Raw genomic sequence first — 16284 nt, forward strand, 5'->3', positions numbered from 1 at the left:
CGACAGTCGAATCCGCCGGATTGATATCGCGTGCGACTTCGTTCCGTAGAAACCCAGGCCATAGTCCGGCCGCTGAACAACTCGACGTTCATCCACAGATCACCCGTCCGCCGGTGGTGACACGGTTCCGGACCGGGCTCCTCGACCACACTGTGCCCATGCTGGGGCAAACACAGGCGGTGGGGCTCAACGCCTTTGCGGCGCATGTCGTCGACGTACAGGCGAGTGTGGGGTCGGGATTGCCGGGTTTCTCGGTGACGGGTAGCCCGGATGCGTCGGTGCGGGAGGCTCGGGACCGGGTGCGGGCGGCGATCAAGAACTCGGGGTTCACGTTTCCCGACCTGAAGGTGACGGTCGCGTTGTCGCCGGCCGACATGCCGAAGGTGGGTTCGGGATTTGACCTGTCGATGGCGGTGGCGATTCTGGCTGCGACAGAACAGGTGTCATCGGAGAAGCTGGTGTCGACGATCTTCCTGGGTGAACTCGGTCTCGATGGGAACGTGCGGCCGATCCGGGGTGTGTTGCCGGCGGTGATCGCTGCGCGTCAAGCCGGTTATCGACGTGCGGTGGTGCCGATCGAGACGGTGGCGGAGGCCGCGCTGGTCGAGGGGATGGACGTCGGTGGCGCGTCGAGCCTCAAGGAGGTGGCGGCCTGGCTCGCGGGTGACCTCGTACTCGACAACTTCCACCGGACGGCACCCACGAAGCCGCCGCCGATCCCGGACATGGCCGACGTGGTGGGTCAGCACGAGGCGCGGCATGCACTCGAGATAGCAGCGGCCGGAGCGCATCACGTCCTGATGACCGGATCGCCGGGCATCGGCAAGACCATGCTCGCGCGACGACTGCCGGGCATCCTCCCGCCGTTGGGTCTCGAGGATTCCCTGGAGGTGACGGCGATCCATTCGCTGGTCGGGGAGCTGTCAGCAGGGCGTCCGCTGATCACCGAGCCGCCGTTCGTAGCCCCGCATCACAGTTCGTCGACGACGGCCCTCCTCGGTGGCGGAACCGGGTTCGCCCGTCCCGGTGCCGTCTCCAAGGCACACCGCGGAGTTCTGTTTCTCGACGAATGCGCCGAGATGAGCGTCAAAGTCCTGGAATCGCTGCGGGAACCGCTCGAAGACGGCGAGGTGCGAGTGCCGCGCCGAGACGGGGTCGCCGTCTATCCCGCGCGGTTCCAGCTCATCCTCGCGGCGAACCCGTGCCCGTGTGCACCCGCACACGACGTCGACTGCGTGTGCACCGCGGCCGTACGACGCCGCTACCTCGGCAAGTTGTCCGGACCACTGTTGGACCGTGTTGACATCCGCGTCCGCATGGACCCGCCGGGAAATGCCGCGCTGATGAGTGGGGCGGGGGAGTCGAGTGCCGAGGTTCGCGCACGGGTCACTGCGGCGCGTGCAGCCGCGGTCGAGCGGTGGTCGGAATTCGGGTGGCGCACCAACGCCGAGGTACCGGGATCGGCCTTGCGGCAGAAGTTCCGGCTACCTCCCGACGTCCTCCGGCCCATCGAACTGTTCCTCCGCGACGGGCGGGTGACGGCACGCGGCGCCGACCGTGCGTTGCGCCTGGCCTGGACCCTCAGCGATCTACGCGGCACCGACGCTCCCGTCGAAGACGATGTCGCACAAGCACTTCTGTACCGAGACCGAGGAGCGACCTGGTGAGTGACAAGTACCCGGCGGAGCTGTCGGCGTGGACCTACCTGGCGCGCGTGGCCGAACCGCCGTGTGCGGACGTGATCGCGCTCGTGGACGAGGTCGGTGCGGTCGAGGCGGCGTCGGCCATCCGCGGGCGCACGGTGCCCGACGGTCATGAACCGGTGCTGGACGCTACCGCGGCACGATGCGATTCCGACTGTGCGGCCGAAGACCTCGATGCCGCCGCCGCGATCGGGGCGCGGTTGGTGACCCGTTCCGATCCCGAATGGCCGGCGTGGTCGCTGCTCGCGTTGAGCCAGGCCGACACCGCCGCTCGCGGTGGTGAACCCCTGGCACTCTGGGTCCGCGGACCGGCCCGCCTCGACGATCTCGCCGCCGCCTCGATCGCCCTCATCGGCTCCCGCGCGGCGTCGTCCTACGGCGAACACGTCACGCAGATGCTGGCGTCGGGTCTCGTCGGTGAGGGATTCGCGGTGATCTCCGGTGGCGCCTTCGGCATCGACGGTGCCGCCCACCGCGCCGTCGTGGCCGCCGGCGGGGTGACCGCGGCCGTGATGGCCTGCGGGATAGACCGCGACTATCCGGCCGCGCATTCGGCGCTCCTGACCGAGATCGCCCGGACCGGCGCGGTCATCAGCGAGTATCCGCCGGGGACGACCGCGGCCAAACACCGCTTCCTGACCCGTAATCGGCTGGTCGCATCACTGTCCGGGGCAACCGTTGTCGTCGAAGCGGGCCGTCGGTCGGGTGCGGCGAACACCGCTGCGTGGGCGCGCAAGCTCGGCCGTCCGCTGGGCGCGGTCCCCGGACCGGTGACGTCGGCGACCTCGGTCGGAAGTCATCGGATGATCGCCGACGGATTGGCGGTTCTGGTGTCCGACGTCGCGTCGGCGGTGAACCTCGTCCGGCCCGACGGCGGGGGAGACATTGGCCGGGGGCGGGTGAAGCCAACCGATGGGCTCAGCGCCGATCAGTTGCGGGTACACGACGCGATCCCGGGTCGGGGTGGTGTCGGGATCGAGGAGATCGCCTTCGCAGCCGGGCTCGAGGTACCGGCCGTGCGGGCGGCTCTGGCGCGACTGGACATCGACGGGCTCGTGGAGAACGTCGGCGGTCAGTGGCGACTCGCCACCGGGTGACTCACTTCCGCGTGAGGATGTCGAGGAAGATGCGGAGGTCGTCGGGCGTCGCCTCGCCGAGGCGTCCGTGGGCGTGGACGAAGCCGATACCGGCGTAGAGCAGCGTGGTCGCGCGGGCATGGGCCTCGGCCTCGTCGAAGCCGAGTTCACGCATCGCCTGATGGGCGATCTGGAAGATGTGACCGTCCAGCTCCGAAATCGAGTCCGCGATCGACTCGTCGGTCTCGGCCCACCTGCGCATCGCGGCCTCCATGCGCCAACGCCGGGGGTCGGACATGAGCCGCGTCATGCCCTCGATCCGCTCGATCGGAGGGAGCTCCTCGAGCTCCGCGATCTGTGCCACGGCCGCTGCCTGAACCTTCTTGCAGTGGTCGGCGAGCTCGGACTTCATCGTCGCGATGTCGGTGAAATGCCAGTAGAAGCTGCCCTTGGTGACGCCGAGCCGGGCACTGAGGTGGGAGATCTTCAGACCGTCGATCCCGTCCTCGAGAAGGACCTCCACCGCCGCGTCGAGCCAGTCGTCGGCGCCGAGGCGCGATGCGCGCGTCGGAGCACCCTCTCGGGTCGGTTGGGGCTCCGCGGGGTGGTCCGGCATGGAATCGCCTCTGGTCGGGTCTCGCGACGTCGGATCTCAAGAACTGCAAACTCTCGGATCACATCGCTTGATCGTGAGAAAACCTTACAAGCGCGTACCGCGAGTTCGCCGGAATGAACCGAAACCATCGCTTAGGTAGACCTAAGTAAGAAGCGTAAGGTGGTCGCGACAAGGAGGTTCCATGGCCAAGCGCGTGAACACGATGACGGTGCTCCGACGGGAACAGATCAGCCCGCACTTCGTCCGCCTCTACCTGGGCGGAGAAGGGTTCGACGACTTCCAGGAGGCGGTCGGCGCACCCGGTGACGCCGACACCGACATGTACGTGAAGTTCGTCTTCGCGCCGGGCGGGGTGACCTACCCGGAGCCCTTCGACCTCCAGGAACTGCGGACGACGCTGCCCCCCGAACAGCAACCCGTCCTGCGCACCTACACCGTTCGCCGTGTCGATCCCCAGGCCCGGGAGATCCTCGTCGATTTCGTCGTCCACGGCACCGAGGGCATCGCCGGCCCATGGGCCGCCTCGGTGGAGCCGGGCGAAACCGTCCGGTTCATCGGACCGGGCAGCGGGTATCGGCCGAAGTCCGACGCTCCGTGGCACCTGCTCGCCGCCGACGAGGCGGGACTGCCCGCCGTCGCCGCCGCACTCGAGGCGCTGCCCGCCGACGCGGTCGCCAAGGTGTTCATCGAGGTCGCCGGGCCGGACGACGAACTCGACCTCACCGCGCCCCCGGGCGCGGAGATCGTCTGGGTGCACCGCGGCGGACCGGCCGGGGAGGTCGACGACTCGGTCGCCGGCGACAACGCACCCCTCATCGCCGCGGTCCGCGAGGCGCAGTGGCTCGACGGCGAACCCCACGTCTTCATCCACGGCGAGGCCCAGGCCGTCATGCACAACCTGCGCAGCTACATCCGCAAGGAGCGCAAGGTGAGCGCGGGCAACGCCTCGATCTCCGGGTACTGGCGCCGCGGCCGCACGGAGGAGGGCTTCCGGAAATGGAAGGCCGAACTGCGCGCCGCCGAAGAGGGCGCCGGTGTCGGTCGGTAGAGCCGGCCGGTAGGCATCGATCCGGCCGCGGCACCGCGTGTGGGGTTGCACCCGCCCCCGCCGCACGCTGTGCTGACGGACATGCTCGACGACTTCGCCGATCACCTGCGCCTGGAGAAAGGTCGCAGTGAACACACCATCCGCGCATACGTCGGTGGTGCACGGGCGCTGCTGTCGTTCGCCGGCGCCCGCGGAGTCGGCGCGGCGGACATCGACCTCGCCCTCCTGCGCGCCTGGCTGGCCGAACTGACACGCCGCGGCGCCGCCCGCACGACGATCGCGCGGCAGGTCTCCGCGGCGAAGACCTTCTGCACCTGGGCGGTTCGCGAGGGCATCATGGCCACCGATCCGTCGCAGCGACTCAAGGCTCCGAAAGCACATCGCACCCTGCCTGCGGTGCTCGCACCCGGACAGGCCGACGCCGCGATCGATGCGACCGCTCAGGACCGCGACCCCGGGGACCCGATCGCACTCCGAGATCGCCTGATCCTGGAGTTGTTGTACGCCAGTGGAATTCGTGTCGGAGAACTGTGCGGGCTCGACGTCGACGACGTGGACACCGGGCGACGCATCCTGCGGGTGATCGGCAAGGGTGACAAAGAACGTGCCGTGCCCTACGGCGAACCGGCGGCCAAGGCCATCGACGACTGGCTGCGACGCGGGCGTCCCGCGCTGGCCACCGCCACATCAGGAGCCGCGCTGCTCCTCGGGGCACGCGGCGGCCGGCTCGACCAGCGGATGGCGCGGTCGGTCGTGTCCCAAGCGGTCGCGGCCGCCGGCGGCCCGGCGATGGGACCACACGGCCTCCGGCACAGCGCGGCGACACACCTCCTCGAAGGTGGAGCCGACCTACGCGTCGTGCAGGAACTGCTCGGGCACTCGTCGCTGGCGACGACGCAGATCTACACCCACGTGAGCGTCGAACGCCTGCGGGCGGTGCACCGCCAGGCACACCCCCGCGCCTGATCACGGTGGTGGCCCCGGCTTCAGCGGTTTGAGCCGGACCCGCACCGCTCCGAGGAGGCCCAGCGGGTTCAGGTACTCCGCATCGCGTCCGACGCCGCGTCGAGCGCCCCAGTGCAGGCACGCCGGCACCGGACAGCCCGGATGCCCGGCGACGAGCGTGCCGATCAGCTCGCCGCGAGACACATGGTCGCCCTCGTCGACGGCGGCCTCGACCGGTTCGTACGTCGTGATCACCCCGTCCGGATGCTGCACCGAGACGACCGGGCGTCCGGCGACCCGGCCCGCGAACCGCACGCGACCCGCTCCCGCCGCGGCGACCGGCACTCCGGGTGCGGCCGCGAGATCGACGCCCCGATGACCCCGTTGCCATCTCTTCTCCGGCGCATCGAAGCCGGTCACGACCGTCGGACGCGGAGACAGGGGGGCAGAATAGGGGCGCGGTGCGGCGGTACCGGCCTGCGGGGTCGGGCACAGGACGGCCAGCCACAACAACGCGGTGAGCACAAGGCGGGAACAAGCGGTCGGCACACCTCTTGGACGCAAGCGGCGCCGATCCGGATCCGTGGCCCGGGTCGGCGGCGGGAACGTTTTGGTTTTCGCTGGTCGACGCGCGTAAACTTTCGTCCGCACCTCATCGGTTGTTGATGAGGTGACTTCGCGCGCCTGCGAAAACACACGCCGAGTGGGCAGTCCCGGGCCTGGTCATCGACCGGTTCGGGTGGCACTCGCCGGCAGGCGCCAGGGTCGGCACCAACCCGGTGTCGACAGACAACTGCGACAAAAGGAAATCTCATGGCTGTCGTGACCATGAAGCAGCTGCTTGACAGCGGCGCACACTTCGGGCACCAGACCCGCCGTTGGAACCCCAAGATGAAGCGATTCATCTTCACCGACCGCAACGGCATCTACATCATCGACCTGCAGCAGACGCTGACCTACATCGACAAGGCCTACGAGTTCGTCAAGGAGACCGTCGCCCACGGCGGCACCATCCTGTTCGTCGGCACCAAGAAGCAGGCTCAGGAGTCGATCGCCGCTGAGGCAACCCGCGTCGGCATGCCGTACGTGAACCAGCGTTGGCTCGGTGGCATGCTCACCAACTTCAACACCGTGCACAAGCGTCTCCAGCGCATGAAGGAGCTGGAGACCATGGAGCAGACCGGTGGCTTCGAGGGTCGCACCAAGAAGGAAATCTTGATGCTGACCCGCGAGAAGAACAAGCTCGAGCGCACGCTCGGCGGTATCCGCGACATGGCCAAGGTTCCCTCGGCCGTGTGGGTCGTCGACACCAACAAGGAGCACATCGCCGTCGGTGAGGCGCGCAAGCTGAACATCCCGGTCATCGCGATCCTGGACACCAACTGCGACCCCGACCTGGTCGATTACCCGATCCCGGGCAACGACGACGCCATCCGCAGCGCCGCCCTGCTCACCCGCGTCGTGGCCTCGGCCGTCGCCGAGGGTCTCCAGGCCCGCGCCGGTGCCGCCGGTGGCGACGCCAAGCCGGAAGCCGGCAGCGAGCCGCTCGCCGAGTGGGAGCAGGAGCTGCTGACCCAGGCCGCAGCTCCCGCCGGTGGCGAGGCAGCCACCGACGCCCCGGCTGCTCAGTAACACCGCCGCAGCAATTCGGTCCCACCACACTCTTTCGAAGGAGGCTCGCCAACGATGGCGAACTACACCGCAGCCGATGTGAAGCGTCTTCGCGAACTCACCGGTTCTGGAATGCTGGACTGCAAGAACGCGCTGGCCAACAACGACGGTGATTTCGACAAGGCCGTCGAGGAGCTGCGCATCAAGGGTGCCAAGGACGTGGGCAAGCGCGCTGAGCGCTCCACCGCCGAGGGCCTGGTCGCCGCCAAGGGCGGCGCCATGATCGAGATCAACTCCGAGACCGACTTCGTCGCCAAGAACGACGAATTCCAGAAGCTCGCCGATGACATCGTGGCCGCGGCCGCCGAGGCCAAGACCAACGATGTCGAGGAGCTGAAGAAGGCTGCTCTCGGCAGCGGCACCGTCGACGAGGCCATCGCCGCTCTCTCCGCCAAGATCGGCGAGAAGCTCGAGCTCCGTCGCGTCGTCTACTACGACGGCCCGGTCGCCGTGTACCTGCACAAGCGTGCTTCGGATCTCCCGCCCGCCGTCGGCGTGCTGGTGTCCTACTCCGGTGAGGGCGAGGGTGCCGACGAGGCCGCTCGCGGCGCCGCCATGCAGGTCGCAGCTCTCAAGGCGCGCTACGCAACCCGCGACGAGGTCCCCGCGGACGTCGTCGAGAACGAGCGTCGCATCGCCGAGCAGACCGCCAAGGAGGAGGGCAAGCCGGAGCAGGCTCTGCCCAAGATCGTGGAGGGTCGCGTCAACGGCTTCTACAAGGACGTCGTGCTGCTCGACCAGCCGTCCGTCCAGGACTCGAAGAAGACCGTCAAGGCCCTGCTCGACGAGGCCGGCGTGACCGTCCAGGGCTTCACCCGCTTCGAGGTCGGCCAGGCCTGATCGTTTCCCGGGTCTCCCCGGACGACGACTCGACCGCCCCGTCTCCCATCGTGGAGGCGGGGCGGTTGTCGTTTCGCCGCAGCACCAGCGTCAGGCAGCCGACACCGATCGCGAGTGCGGCCAGAACCCACAGCGTCGTGCGGAATGCACCCAGGAAGGTGCGTGCGGTGACCGCGCGTGCCGCACTCTGGGTCCAGGGCTGCGCCTCGGCGGCGACCGCCGCGACCGTGCTGTTCGCCGGGGTGCCCGCACATCCGGTGGCAGGTCGTTCCGGATGTGGCGAGGTGAGCTGTCGTGTCGCGCACCAGGTGAACCGGTCGGCCACCGTCGGCCGGAACATCGGATCGACCGGCGAATCCTCCAGTGCGACGGCGAGTTCCGCGTGCACCGCGGGCACGCTCGTGTCGGTCTGCCCGGCCACCTGTCCGAAGAAGAACATCGTCACGAGCGCCAGCCCGATCGATGCACCGATCTGTTGCACCGTCGGGATCGTGCCGCTGGCCGACCCGACCGTCTCCGCCGAGGTGTCGGAGAGGATGACCGCCTGCAGGGGTGCGACGAACGATCCCGTACCGACACCACCGAGGACCAGGGGAGCCAGGATCGCCACCACCGGAAGGGTTTCCGACGACGGGTCGAGGACCAGCGCGATCCAGGCGAAAGCCACCCCGACGGTGAGAACACCGCCGAGCAGAACCCGTGGCGCGCTCACGCGGGCGACGGCCCACGGCGAGGCGACCGATCCCACGGCCGCCCCGCAGGCGAACGGCAGAGCGAGCAGTCCGGTCTCCAGCGCTGAGTACCCGAGGCCGAACTGCGCCGTGATCGACACGGTGAAGAAGAAGCCCGCGAAGACGCTGAAGAACAGCAGCGACATGCCCAGTCCGACCGCGAACCGGCGGGAGGAGAAGAGATCCATGCGCAGCAACGGTGTTCCGCCCCGAGCCGCGAGCCGCTTCTGCTGCCACACGAAGGCGACCGACAGGACCACGGCGGCGCCGAGCATGACCCACAGGAGTGCCGGCCACTGTTGTTCCCGGCCCACGGCCAGTGGGTACAACAGCAGGAGCAGCGCGGTCGCCGAGAGCATCATCCCGACGATGTCGGGCCGGTCGGGGTCGGGGTCGAGGGCGGCCGGAAGTCGACGCCACGCCAGCACGCAGGCAACGATCCCGAGCGGCAGGTTGACGAAGAAGATGGTGCGCCAACCCCATCCGGCGACGTCGGCGTGCACGAGCAGTCCGCCGACGACGGGACCCAGGATCGCGGCGAGACCCGCCACGGCGCCGTAGATCCCGAAGACCAGCCCGTGGCGTTCCCTCGTGAACAGGGCGGCGATCAAGGCCAGCGTCTGTGCGGACATCAGCGCCGCGCTGATGCCCTGCGCACCGCGGAACACGATGAGCATCACCGGATCCGTTGCCAGGCCGCACAACATCGAGGTGACGGTGAAGGCGATCATCGCGATCAGGAACAAGCGCCGACGCCCGTACCGTCCGCCGAGGGTGGCCGCGGTGAGCAGCGTGCACGCGAACGACAACGTGTAGACCGTCAGCACGAGAAGTTGCTGCGAGGTCGACGCCCCGAGGTCGACCGTCAGGTCGGGGAGCGCGATGTTGACGATCGTCGTGTCCAGCATCTGCATGAACACGCCCAGCAGACACCCGGCAAGGGCCAGCCACGCCGGGCCTGCGGTCACGAGGTCAGTGCGGGCAACGAGGCTCGATAGTCACCCTGCTCGGCCACCGTGCTGATGACCTCGACGAAGCGTTCGACGTAGCGCTGCACCGATTCCCGCGCGATGTCGGTGTTCGGGTACAGGAATGTGATCGAGGTCGTGGTGGGGAAGCGGTTCACCCACATGTAGACCTCTTCGCTGCTACCGCGGTTGCCGAACAGGCAACCGTTTCCGGCCTCGAAGATCTCCACACCCGGCAGCTTGCGAACGTCGATGTAAGAGATCATCGGCACCGACCAGCCGGGCACGACATCGAGTCCGTCCGCGGGTTCGGCCAGCTCCAGCACCCGGTGGAAGGAGATGTCGGTCAGCTCTTTTCCGGCGGCGTAGCTGCGTGCCGCCTGCGGTGCGAGGCTGCGGAACGTCGTCGTGTCGTCGACCGTCAGAGGTACCGGGATGAGGCTGGTGAACCAGCCCACCGAGTTCATCTCCTCGGCGCCGGACCTGGTGCTCTTCGGTGTCATGCCGAAATACTCGTTCTTGCCGGTGAATTCGGCGTAGACCAGGGCGGCGGTGGCCATGACCCCGGAGATCACGTTGGAACCCAGTTCGCGGCAGACGTCCTCGAAGCGCTGGGCGGCAGCCTCGTCGAACACCGTCGCGTTGAGAAGCGCACTCCGCGTGTAACCTTCGTCGCCGGTGCCGAGGGGGAGCGGGAAGCTGGGCAACCTGCCCTCGTTGGCCCGGACCAGTTCGATCCACCGTTCGACGTGCGGCGAGCGCCGGGTGAGCTGCCGGGAGATGGCGCGTTCACGTGCACAATAGTCGATATAGCTTCCCACGGAGGGGAGTTCGGCCCCGGCGCCGAACGCGGCGTTCAGGTAGAGCGTCATGAGCTCCAGGCAGGTGGACGTCTGGGAGATGCCGTCGGTGTTGAGGTGGTCGACGGCGGCGTAGATCGTGAAACCGCCATCCCATTCGATCGCACCGAAGGTGAAGCAGTCCCAGTTGAACGGACCGGCCGTCTCCTCCTGGACGAGAGTGCAGAGACGCTCGGCGTCGAGATCGCCGTGGTCGACGGGCACCATCTCGATGTCCTCGGTCGGCACGAGATGACGAAGCACCGAACCGTCGTCCTCCATCGAGAACCACGAACGGAAACTGTCGTGACGCCGGACGAACTCGTTGACCGCCGTGGTCATCGCCTTCACATCCAGCGGGGCCGTGACGTCGAATGCCATGAGGCACAACCGGGCGAACCGGAAACCGGCGGATTCGTTGCGCCACGCAACTTTCAGGTATTCCTCCTGCTGATGCGACGCGGGGACGGGATGCACTGGCGCCTGTCCAGCGGCGGTGACCGAGGCGAGTGAGGCCACCCAACTCGTCAGATGACCGGGGCGCGGGTCCCACTCCTCGATCAGTCCGAACTTAATCATCGTGTGACCACCTCTTTGCTGAAGGGGATTTGATACCGGGTGAACCAGGTCTCGAGACGCTTGTCATCCAGGTGACTCAAGGCGCTTCGACGGTCGCCCGGACGCTACCTGACATTCGTCGGTGATGTAACGGTGTTCCGACGGATGGGCCTCGTTTTGGTGAAAATGTCGGGCTTCCTGGACAATTGACCACATCTGATGTCAGTTGGTTCGTGGTGGACACCGTCGCTTTCGTGCGGCAGACTGCCTCCGCATCGCCTGTGATGCGGATCGCGTCGCTGTGGTGCTGTGGGAAAGCGGAGTGGATGAACGGACAAGGTCTCACCGGGGTGGACGGTCGCCGCATGTTCGGTGCAGTGGGTCTCGTCGCGCTGTCGGTGCTGGCGATGATGGTCGGTCTGCCGAGTCGTTCTGCCGCGGAGCCGAATCCGGCGTCGATCGTCGCCGAATACGTGCAGCCTGCGGGCGAGATCGACCTGGCGGTGCGGTCGACGGCGATGCGTCAGACGGTGACCGTCAAAGTTCTTCCCGCACGAGGGGATCGGCCGGCTCCCACGCTGTACCTGCTGAACGGCGCCGCCGGCGGTGACGGCGGCAGCAGCTGGTTCGACCGCACGGACATCCGGACGTACTTCGCCGATCAGAACGTCAACGTGGTCGTACCCATGGGTGGCGCCGCGAGTTACTTCACCGACTGGCAGCATCCGGACCCCGCGCTCGGGGTGCAAAAATGGGCCACGTTTCTCACCTCGGAACTGCCCGCGGTGATCGACCGTCGTCTCGACGGGAACGGCCGCAACGCGATCGCGGGCATCTCGATGGCCGGCACCTCGGTGTTCCAGCTCTCGCTGCACGCCCCCGAACTGTACGAGGCGCTCGGCTCGTTCAGCGGGTGTGCCCAGACCAGCGACCCGATGGGCCAGGCGGTCGTGCGAATGGTCGTGGAGGGACGCGGCCACGGCAACACCCTCAACATGTGGGGACCGCCGACGAGTCCGGCATGGCGGGCCAACGACCCGTATGTGCACGCGGCGTCGTTTCGCGGCAAGTCGATCTATGTGTCCAACGGTTCCGGCACACCGGGGCGCTACGACACGATCGACGGCCCGGGCATCGACGGGAACGGCTCCAAACTGTTCGATCAGCTCGCCGTCGGTGCGGTGATCGAGACCGCGACGGCCGAGTGCACGCGCAACCTCCAGCGCCGGCTGCGCGAGGTCGGGGTGCCGGCGACCTTCCACCTCTACCCCGGCGGCACCCACTCGTGGCCGTACTGGCAGGACGAACTGCACCGCGCCTGGCCCCAGTTCCGCGCGGCGCTCGCACTCTGACACCTACGCGTGTCGCGGGTCGCAATCGGTGAGGACGTACCATAGTTCTCCGAACCGACGAGTGAGGAAGCGAATGAGCGAAGCGCCCGATCCCACCCCATCCGATCTCGACAAGTCCGAGCGTTCCGGGTCCGGGCGTTCCGGATTCCATCGAGTCCTGTTGAAGCTGGGCGGTGAGATGTTCGGCGGGGGAGAGGTCGGTCTGGACCCGGACGTCGTCGCGACCGTGGCCGATCAGATCGCCGACGTCGTCAACTCCGGTGTCCAGGTGGCCGTCGTCATCGGCGGCGGCAACTTCTTCCGCGGCGCCGAGCTGCAGCAGCGTGGCCTCGACCGTAGCCGTTCGGACTACATGGGCATGCTCGGGACCGTGATGAATTGCCTTGCTCTGCAGGACTTCCTGGAGAAGCGCGGCATCAGCACACGCGTGCAGACCGCCATCACCATGGGTCAGGTCGCCGAGCCGTACCTGCCGCTGCGCGCCCAGCGTCACCTCGAGAAGGGACGCGTGGTCATCTTCGGCGCCGGCATGGGCATGCCCTACTTCTCCACCGACACCACCGCCGCCCAGCGCGCGCTGGAGATCAAGGCCGAGGTGGTCCTCATGGCCAAGGCCGTCGACGGGGTCTACGACGCGGACCCGCGTACCGACCCGAACGCCCGTATGTTCACCGAGATCACCCACCGCGAGGTCCTCGACAAGGAACTCAAGGTCGCCGACGCGACCGCCTTCAGTCTGTGTATGGACAACAAGATGCCGATCTTGGTGTTCAATTTGCTCCAACAGGGCAACATCGCCAGGGCGGTGGCCGGAGACCGGATCGGCACGCTGGTCAGCACCTGACAAACACCCGCGCCCCGCACGAGAACACCGCCTCGCCAGGCCCTACCGAACGGAACAAGGACGAAGATGATCGACGACGCGCTGCTCGACGCCGAGGAGAAGATGGAGAAGGCGGTCAACGTCGCCAAGGAGGACATGGGCTCCATCCGCACCGGACGGGCGAATCCGTCCATGTTCAACAAGATCAACATCGAGTACTACGGCGCGATGACCCCGGTGACCCAGGTCGCGTCGATCAACACTCCAGAGCCGCGCCTGGTCGTCATCAAGCCGTACGAGGCGTCGACGCTGCGTGACATCGAGACCGCGATCCGCAACTCTGACCTCGGCGTGAACCCGACCAACGACGGCACGATCATCCGCGTCGCCATCCCGCAGCTCACCGAGGAGCGTCGTCGCGACCTGGTCAAGCAGGCCAAGGGCAAGGGTGAGGATGCGAAGGTCGCCATCCGTAACGTGCGTCGCAAAGCCGCCGACGAGCTCAAGCGCATCCAGAAGGACGGCGAGGCCGGCGAGGACGAGGTCACCCGTGCCGAGAAGGAACTGGACAAGACCACGGCCACCTACGTGCATCAGATCGACGAGCTGGTGAAGCACAAAGAAGACGAATTGCTCGAGGTGTGAGCGAGAAGGCATCCGACCCCGAGAAGAAGTCCGGGCCCGAGGAGAAGTCCGGGCCCGAGAAGAAGTCACGGGCAGGTCGTGACCTCCCGGCTGCGATCGCAGTCGGAGGCACGCTCGGGGTCAGCATCATCCTGATCCTGCTGTTCGCGCCGATGCTCTGGTATGGCCTCGTCGCCGTCGCGTTCGCGATCGCCACCTGGGAGGTCACCAAGCGGCTGCACACCGCCGGGTACAACGTCGCCTTCTGGCCCCTGCTCATCGGCGGTCAGGTCATCATCTGGATCAGCTGGCCGTACGGGCCCACCGGAGTGCTGGTCGCCTTCGTCGCGACCGTCCTGGTGTCGATGGTGTGGAAGCTGCTCGCCCAGGGCATCTCGAACGCACCGGAGGACTACCTCGTAGACCTGGCACTCACCGTGTTCGTGCTGGCCTGGCTGCCGCTCCTGGCATCCTTCGGCGTCCACCTGGTGACGCAGGAGGACGGTGCCGCCCGGGTTGCGACGCTCATGGTGGTCGTCGTCTGCTCCGACGTCGGTGGCTATGCCGCCGGTGTCCTGTTCGGCAAACACCCCATGGCGCCGGCGATCAGCCCCAAGAAGTCGTGGGAGGGCCTCGTCGGTTCGCTGCTCGTCGGCACGGTCGGCGCGGTCGGCTGCATCACGTTCCTGATCGGCAGCCACTGGTGGATCGGATTGATCCTGGGGCCCGTCCTGGTCGTGTGCGCGACTCTCGGCGACCTGGTGGAGTCACAGGTCAAGCGCGATCTCGGCATCAAGGACATGGGGACGCTGCTCCCCGGCCACGGCGGCATCATGGACCGCCTCGACAGCCTGCTGCCCTCGGCGTTCGTGGTGTGGGCGGTGCTGACCGCTCTCCTCTGAAACGCGGGCGCTAGCCGGCGGCCTTCTTCAATGCCCGGCGCAACTGGAGCATGCGCAGGCCGCCCACGAGGGCGACGATCAGCGCACCCGCGATCGCGGCGATCAGCAGGCTCACGCCGAGCGGGAGGTTGACCTCCCAGAAGATCAGTTCGATCCGCTGACTCTCCAGGTTCTGCACGATGAAGACCAGCAGCAGGACCAGGATGATCGCCCCGATGACCACGCCGAACCAGGCCGCGCGCGTACGGGTGTGCTCGACATCGGCGACGGTCTGCCGCAGGCGGTCGCGCTCGGCGAGTACGGCGTCGGGGGCGTCGCTCGCCGATGCCGGGGTCGGTGGCACGGGCGCGGGATCAGAGGCGGACGCGGAGCCGGGCTCTCCCTGCGAACCCCACTGCGGGACCGGATTTCCGCTTCGCCGGCGATCGGGTGTGGTCATGGGTTCATCATGACATGCGACAATGGGCCGATGACCGCATTACCGCTGGTGTTCGACGCGCCCAAACGCGGGCTGCCGCCGACACACTTCGCCGATCTCGACGCCGCCGGCCGCGTCGCGGCGCTGGCCGAATTGGGTCTCCCGAAGTTCCGGGCCAACCAGTTGGCCCGGCAGTACTACGCCCGCCTCAACGGCGACGTCGAGGAGATGACCGATCTGCCCGCGGCGTCCCGCGACGCCGTGCGCGAGAAGCTGTTCCCGCAGCTCCTGACGCCGGTCCGGCACATCTCGTGCGACGACGACTCCACCCGCAAGACGCTGTGGCGACTGCATGACGGCACTCTCCTGGAGAGCGTGCTGATGCGATACACCGAGCGCAACACCCTGTGCATCTCCAGTCAGGCGGGCTGCGGCATGGCCTGCCCGTTCTGTGCGACCGGCCAGGGCGGTCTCGACCGCAACCTGTCGACGGCCGAGATCGTCGATCAGGTCCGGGCCGCCGCCCGCGCCCTTCGTGACGGTGAGCTCGGCGAGCCGGGCCGCCTCTCGAACGTCGTGTTCATGGGTATGGGAGAGCCGCTCGCCAACTACAAGCGCGTGGTCAGCGCGGTCCGGCAGATCACCTCGCCGGCACCCGACGGGCTCGGCATCTCGGCGCGGTCGGTGACCGTCTCGACCGTCGGTCTCGCACCGTCCATCCGGCGTCTCGCCGACGAGGGGCTCGCGGTCACGCTGGCCGTGTCCCTGCACACGCCCGACGACGAGCTGCGCGACACGCTCGTCCCGGTGAACAACCGCTGGTCGGTGGCCGAGGTGCTGGAGGCCGCGCGCTACTACGCCGACACCACCGGACGCCGCGTCTCCATCGAGTACGCCCTGATCCGCGACGTCAACGATCAGCCCTGGCGTGCCGATCTCCTCGGGCAGAAGCTGCACAAGGCGCTCGGGTCCCTCGTGCACGTGAACCTCATCCCGCTCAACCCGACACCCGGCTCGGAGTGGGATGCCAGCCCCAAGCCGGTGGAACGTGAGTTCGTGCGCCGCGTCCGCGAGCAGGGCGTGTCCTGCACCGTGCGCGACACCCGCGGTCAGGAAATCGCCGCGGCGTGCGGGCAGCTCGCCGCCGAAGAGCGCTGAGCGGGCGAGACG

At 67.8% G+C, this 16284-nt stretch carries 16 protein-coding genes; 11 read left to right on the plus strand and 5 right to left on the minus strand.

The features are described 5' to 3' along the window. The first annotated feature begins 116 nt into the window (after nt 1-116). On the plus strand, nt 117-1667 hold the full coding sequence (locus BPODLACK_RS04555) for a YifB family Mg chelatase-like AAA ATPase (protein ID WP_268895949.1): 1551 nt from the start codon (nt 117-119) through the stop codon (nt 1665-1667). Then, nucleotides 1664-2800: a DNA-processing protein DprA gene (gene dprA / locus BPODLACK_RS04560; protein ID WP_159404812.1), complete on the plus strand. Its 1137-nt coding sequence runs from the start codon at nt 1664-1666 to the stop codon at nt 2798-2800. Before BPODLACK_RS04555 ends, dprA begins: the two co-directional genes overlap by 4 nt. Nucleotide 2801: 1 nt before the next feature. Here dprA and BPODLACK_RS04565 read toward each other — a convergent pair whose 3' ends face one another. After that, nucleotides 2802-3395 carry a TetR/AcrR family transcriptional regulator gene (locus tag BPODLACK_RS04565; protein ID WP_159404813.1) on the minus strand — a complete coding sequence of 198 codons (594 nt, stop codon included), beginning with the start codon at nt 3393-3395 and terminating at the stop codon, nt 2802-2804. Nucleotides 3396-3576: 181 nt separating this feature from the next. Here BPODLACK_RS04565 and BPODLACK_RS04570 point away from each other — a divergent pair, with 181 nt between their 5' ends. Together BPODLACK_RS04570 and BPODLACK_RS04575 are read left to right on the plus strand one after the other, a co-directional pair. Then, nucleotides 3577-4443 carry a siderophore-interacting protein gene (locus tag BPODLACK_RS04570; RefSeq protein WP_159404814.1) on the plus strand — a complete coding sequence of 289 codons (867 nt, stop codon included), beginning with the start codon at nt 3577-3579 and terminating at the stop codon, nt 4441-4443. Nucleotides 4444-4524: 81 nt separating this feature from the next. Continuing rightward, entirely contained in the window at nt 4525-5409 is an 885-nt protein-coding gene (locus BPODLACK_RS04575) for a tyrosine recombinase XerC (RefSeq protein ID WP_159404815.1), read from the plus strand. Here BPODLACK_RS04575 and BPODLACK_RS04580 read toward each other — a convergent pair whose 3' ends face one another. Further along, a complete protein-coding gene (locus tag BPODLACK_RS04580) occupies nt 5410-5937 on the minus strand; it encodes a M23 family metallopeptidase (protein ID WP_159404816.1) in 528 nt (175 codons plus the stop codon). It lies immediately after the preceding gene. 264 nt (nt 5938-6201) lie between these two features. On the opposite strand from BPODLACK_RS04580, the gene rpsB reads away from it, so the two are divergent. After that, nucleotides 6202-7020 (plus strand): 30S ribosomal protein S2, encoded by an 819-nt coding sequence (gene rpsB / locus BPODLACK_RS04585; protein ID WP_006438158.1) that lies wholly within the window; start codon nt 6202-6204, stop codon nt 7018-7020. A 54-nt stretch (nt 7021-7074) separates the two neighbouring features. After that, the gene (gene tsf / locus BPODLACK_RS04590) at nt 7075-7899 is read left to right on the plus strand and encodes a translation elongation factor Ts (protein WP_159404817.1); all 825 of its coding nucleotides are present in this window, start codon (nt 7075-7077) and stop codon (nt 7897-7899) included. Here tsf and BPODLACK_RS04595 read toward each other — a convergent pair. Continuing rightward, nucleotides 7871-9598 (minus strand): MFS transporter, encoded by a 1728-nt coding sequence (locus tag BPODLACK_RS04595; RefSeq protein WP_268895947.1) that lies wholly within the window; start codon nt 9596-9598, stop codon nt 7871-7873. The two genes, tsf and BPODLACK_RS04595, sit on opposite strands and share 29 nt — an antisense overlap. Then, nucleotides 9595-11016 (minus strand): condensation domain-containing protein, encoded by a 1422-nt coding sequence (locus BPODLACK_RS04600; protein WP_159404818.1) that lies wholly within the window; start codon nt 11014-11016, stop codon nt 9595-9597. Before BPODLACK_RS04600 ends, BPODLACK_RS04595 begins: the two co-directional genes overlap by 4 nt. A gap of 305 nt (nt 11017-11321) precedes the next feature. Between BPODLACK_RS04600 and BPODLACK_RS04605 the strand changes: the two genes are divergently transcribed. From BPODLACK_RS04605 to BPODLACK_RS04620, 4 genes are all read left to right on the plus strand, one after another. Beyond that, on the plus strand, nt 11322-12347 hold the full coding sequence (locus tag BPODLACK_RS04605; protein WP_159404819.1) for an alpha/beta hydrolase: 1026 nt from the start codon (nt 11322-11324) through the stop codon (nt 12345-12347). 73 nt (nt 12348-12420) lie between these two features. After that, complete coding sequence (gene pyrH / locus BPODLACK_RS04610; RefSeq protein WP_006438142.1) at nt 12421-13191, plus strand: UMP kinase; 771 nt, start codon at nt 12421-12423, stop codon at nt 13189-13191. Between the two features lie 66 nt (nt 13192-13257). Next, complete coding sequence (gene frr, locus BPODLACK_RS04615; protein ID WP_006438141.1) at nt 13258-13815, plus strand: ribosome recycling factor; 558 nt, start codon at nt 13258-13260, stop codon at nt 13813-13815. Continuing rightward, nucleotides 13812-14696: a phosphatidate cytidylyltransferase gene (locus tag BPODLACK_RS04620; protein ID WP_024498411.1), complete on the plus strand. Its 885-nt coding sequence runs from the start codon at nt 13812-13814 to the stop codon at nt 14694-14696. The genes frr and BPODLACK_RS04620 overlap by 4 nt, the downstream gene beginning before the upstream one ends. Nucleotides 14697-14706: 10 nt before the next feature. On the opposite strand, the gene BPODLACK_RS04625 is transcribed toward BPODLACK_RS04620, so the two are convergent. After that, nucleotides 14707-15135 carry a LapA family protein gene (locus BPODLACK_RS04625; protein WP_024498412.1) on the minus strand — a complete coding sequence of 143 codons (429 nt, stop codon included), beginning with the start codon at nt 15133-15135 and terminating at the stop codon, nt 14707-14709. Nucleotides 15136-15165: 30 nt separating this feature from the next. Here BPODLACK_RS04625 and rlmN point away from each other — a divergent pair, with 30 nt between their 5' ends. Next, nucleotides 15166-16272 (plus strand): 23S rRNA (adenine(2503)-C(2))-methyltransferase RlmN, encoded by a 1107-nt coding sequence (gene rlmN, locus BPODLACK_RS04630; protein ID WP_024498413.1) that lies wholly within the window; start codon nt 15166-15168, stop codon nt 16270-16272. The last annotated feature ends 12 nt before the right edge of the window (nt 16273-16284 follow it).

Source organism: Gordonia sp. YY1 (assembly GCF_009872315.1).
GTDB lineage: Bacteria > Actinomycetota > Actinomycetes > Mycobacteriales > Mycobacteriaceae > Gordonia > Gordonia amicalis.

Bases quoted from the DNA above. Each gene is read 5' to 3' on its own strand.
- BPODLACK_RS04565 (WP_159404813.1), bottom strand. From the start codon at position 3,395: ATGCCGGACCACCCCGCGGAGCCCCAACCGACCCGAGAGGGTGCTCCG.
- BPODLACK_RS04570 (WP_159404814.1), top strand. From the start codon at position 3,577: ATGGCCAAGCGCGTGAACACGATGACGGTGCTCCGACGGGAACAGATC.
- BPODLACK_RS04575 (WP_159404815.1), top strand. From the start codon at position 4,525: ATGCTCGACGACTTCGCCGATCACCTGCGCCTGGAGAAAGGTCGCAGT.
- rpsB (WP_006438158.1), top strand. From the start codon at position 6,202: ATGGCTGTCGTGACCATGAAGCAGCTGCTTGACAGCGGCGCACACTTC.
- tsf (WP_159404817.1), top strand. From the start codon at position 7,075: ATGGCGAACTACACCGCAGCCGATGTGAAGCGTCTTCGCGAACTCACC.
- BPODLACK_RS04600 (WP_159404818.1), bottom strand. From the start codon at position 11,016: ATGATTAAGTTCGGACTGATCGAGGAGTGGGACCCGCGCCCCGGTCAT.
- BPODLACK_RS04605 (WP_159404819.1), top strand. From the start codon at position 11,322: ATGAACGGACAAGGTCTCACCGGGGTGGACGGTCGCCGCATGTTCGGT.
- pyrH (WP_006438142.1), top strand. From the start codon at position 12,421: ATGAGCGAAGCGCCCGATCCCACCCCATCCGATCTCGACAAGTCCGAG.
- frr (WP_006438141.1), top strand. From the start codon at position 13,258: ATGATCGACGACGCGCTGCTCGACGCCGAGGAGAAGATGGAGAAGGCG.
- BPODLACK_RS04625 (WP_024498412.1), bottom strand. From the start codon at position 15,135: ATGACCACACCCGATCGCCGGCGAAGCGGAAATCCGGTCCCGCAGTGG.
- rlmN (WP_024498413.1), top strand. From the start codon at position 15,166: ATGACCGCATTACCGCTGGTGTTCGACGCGCCCAAACGCGGGCTGCCG.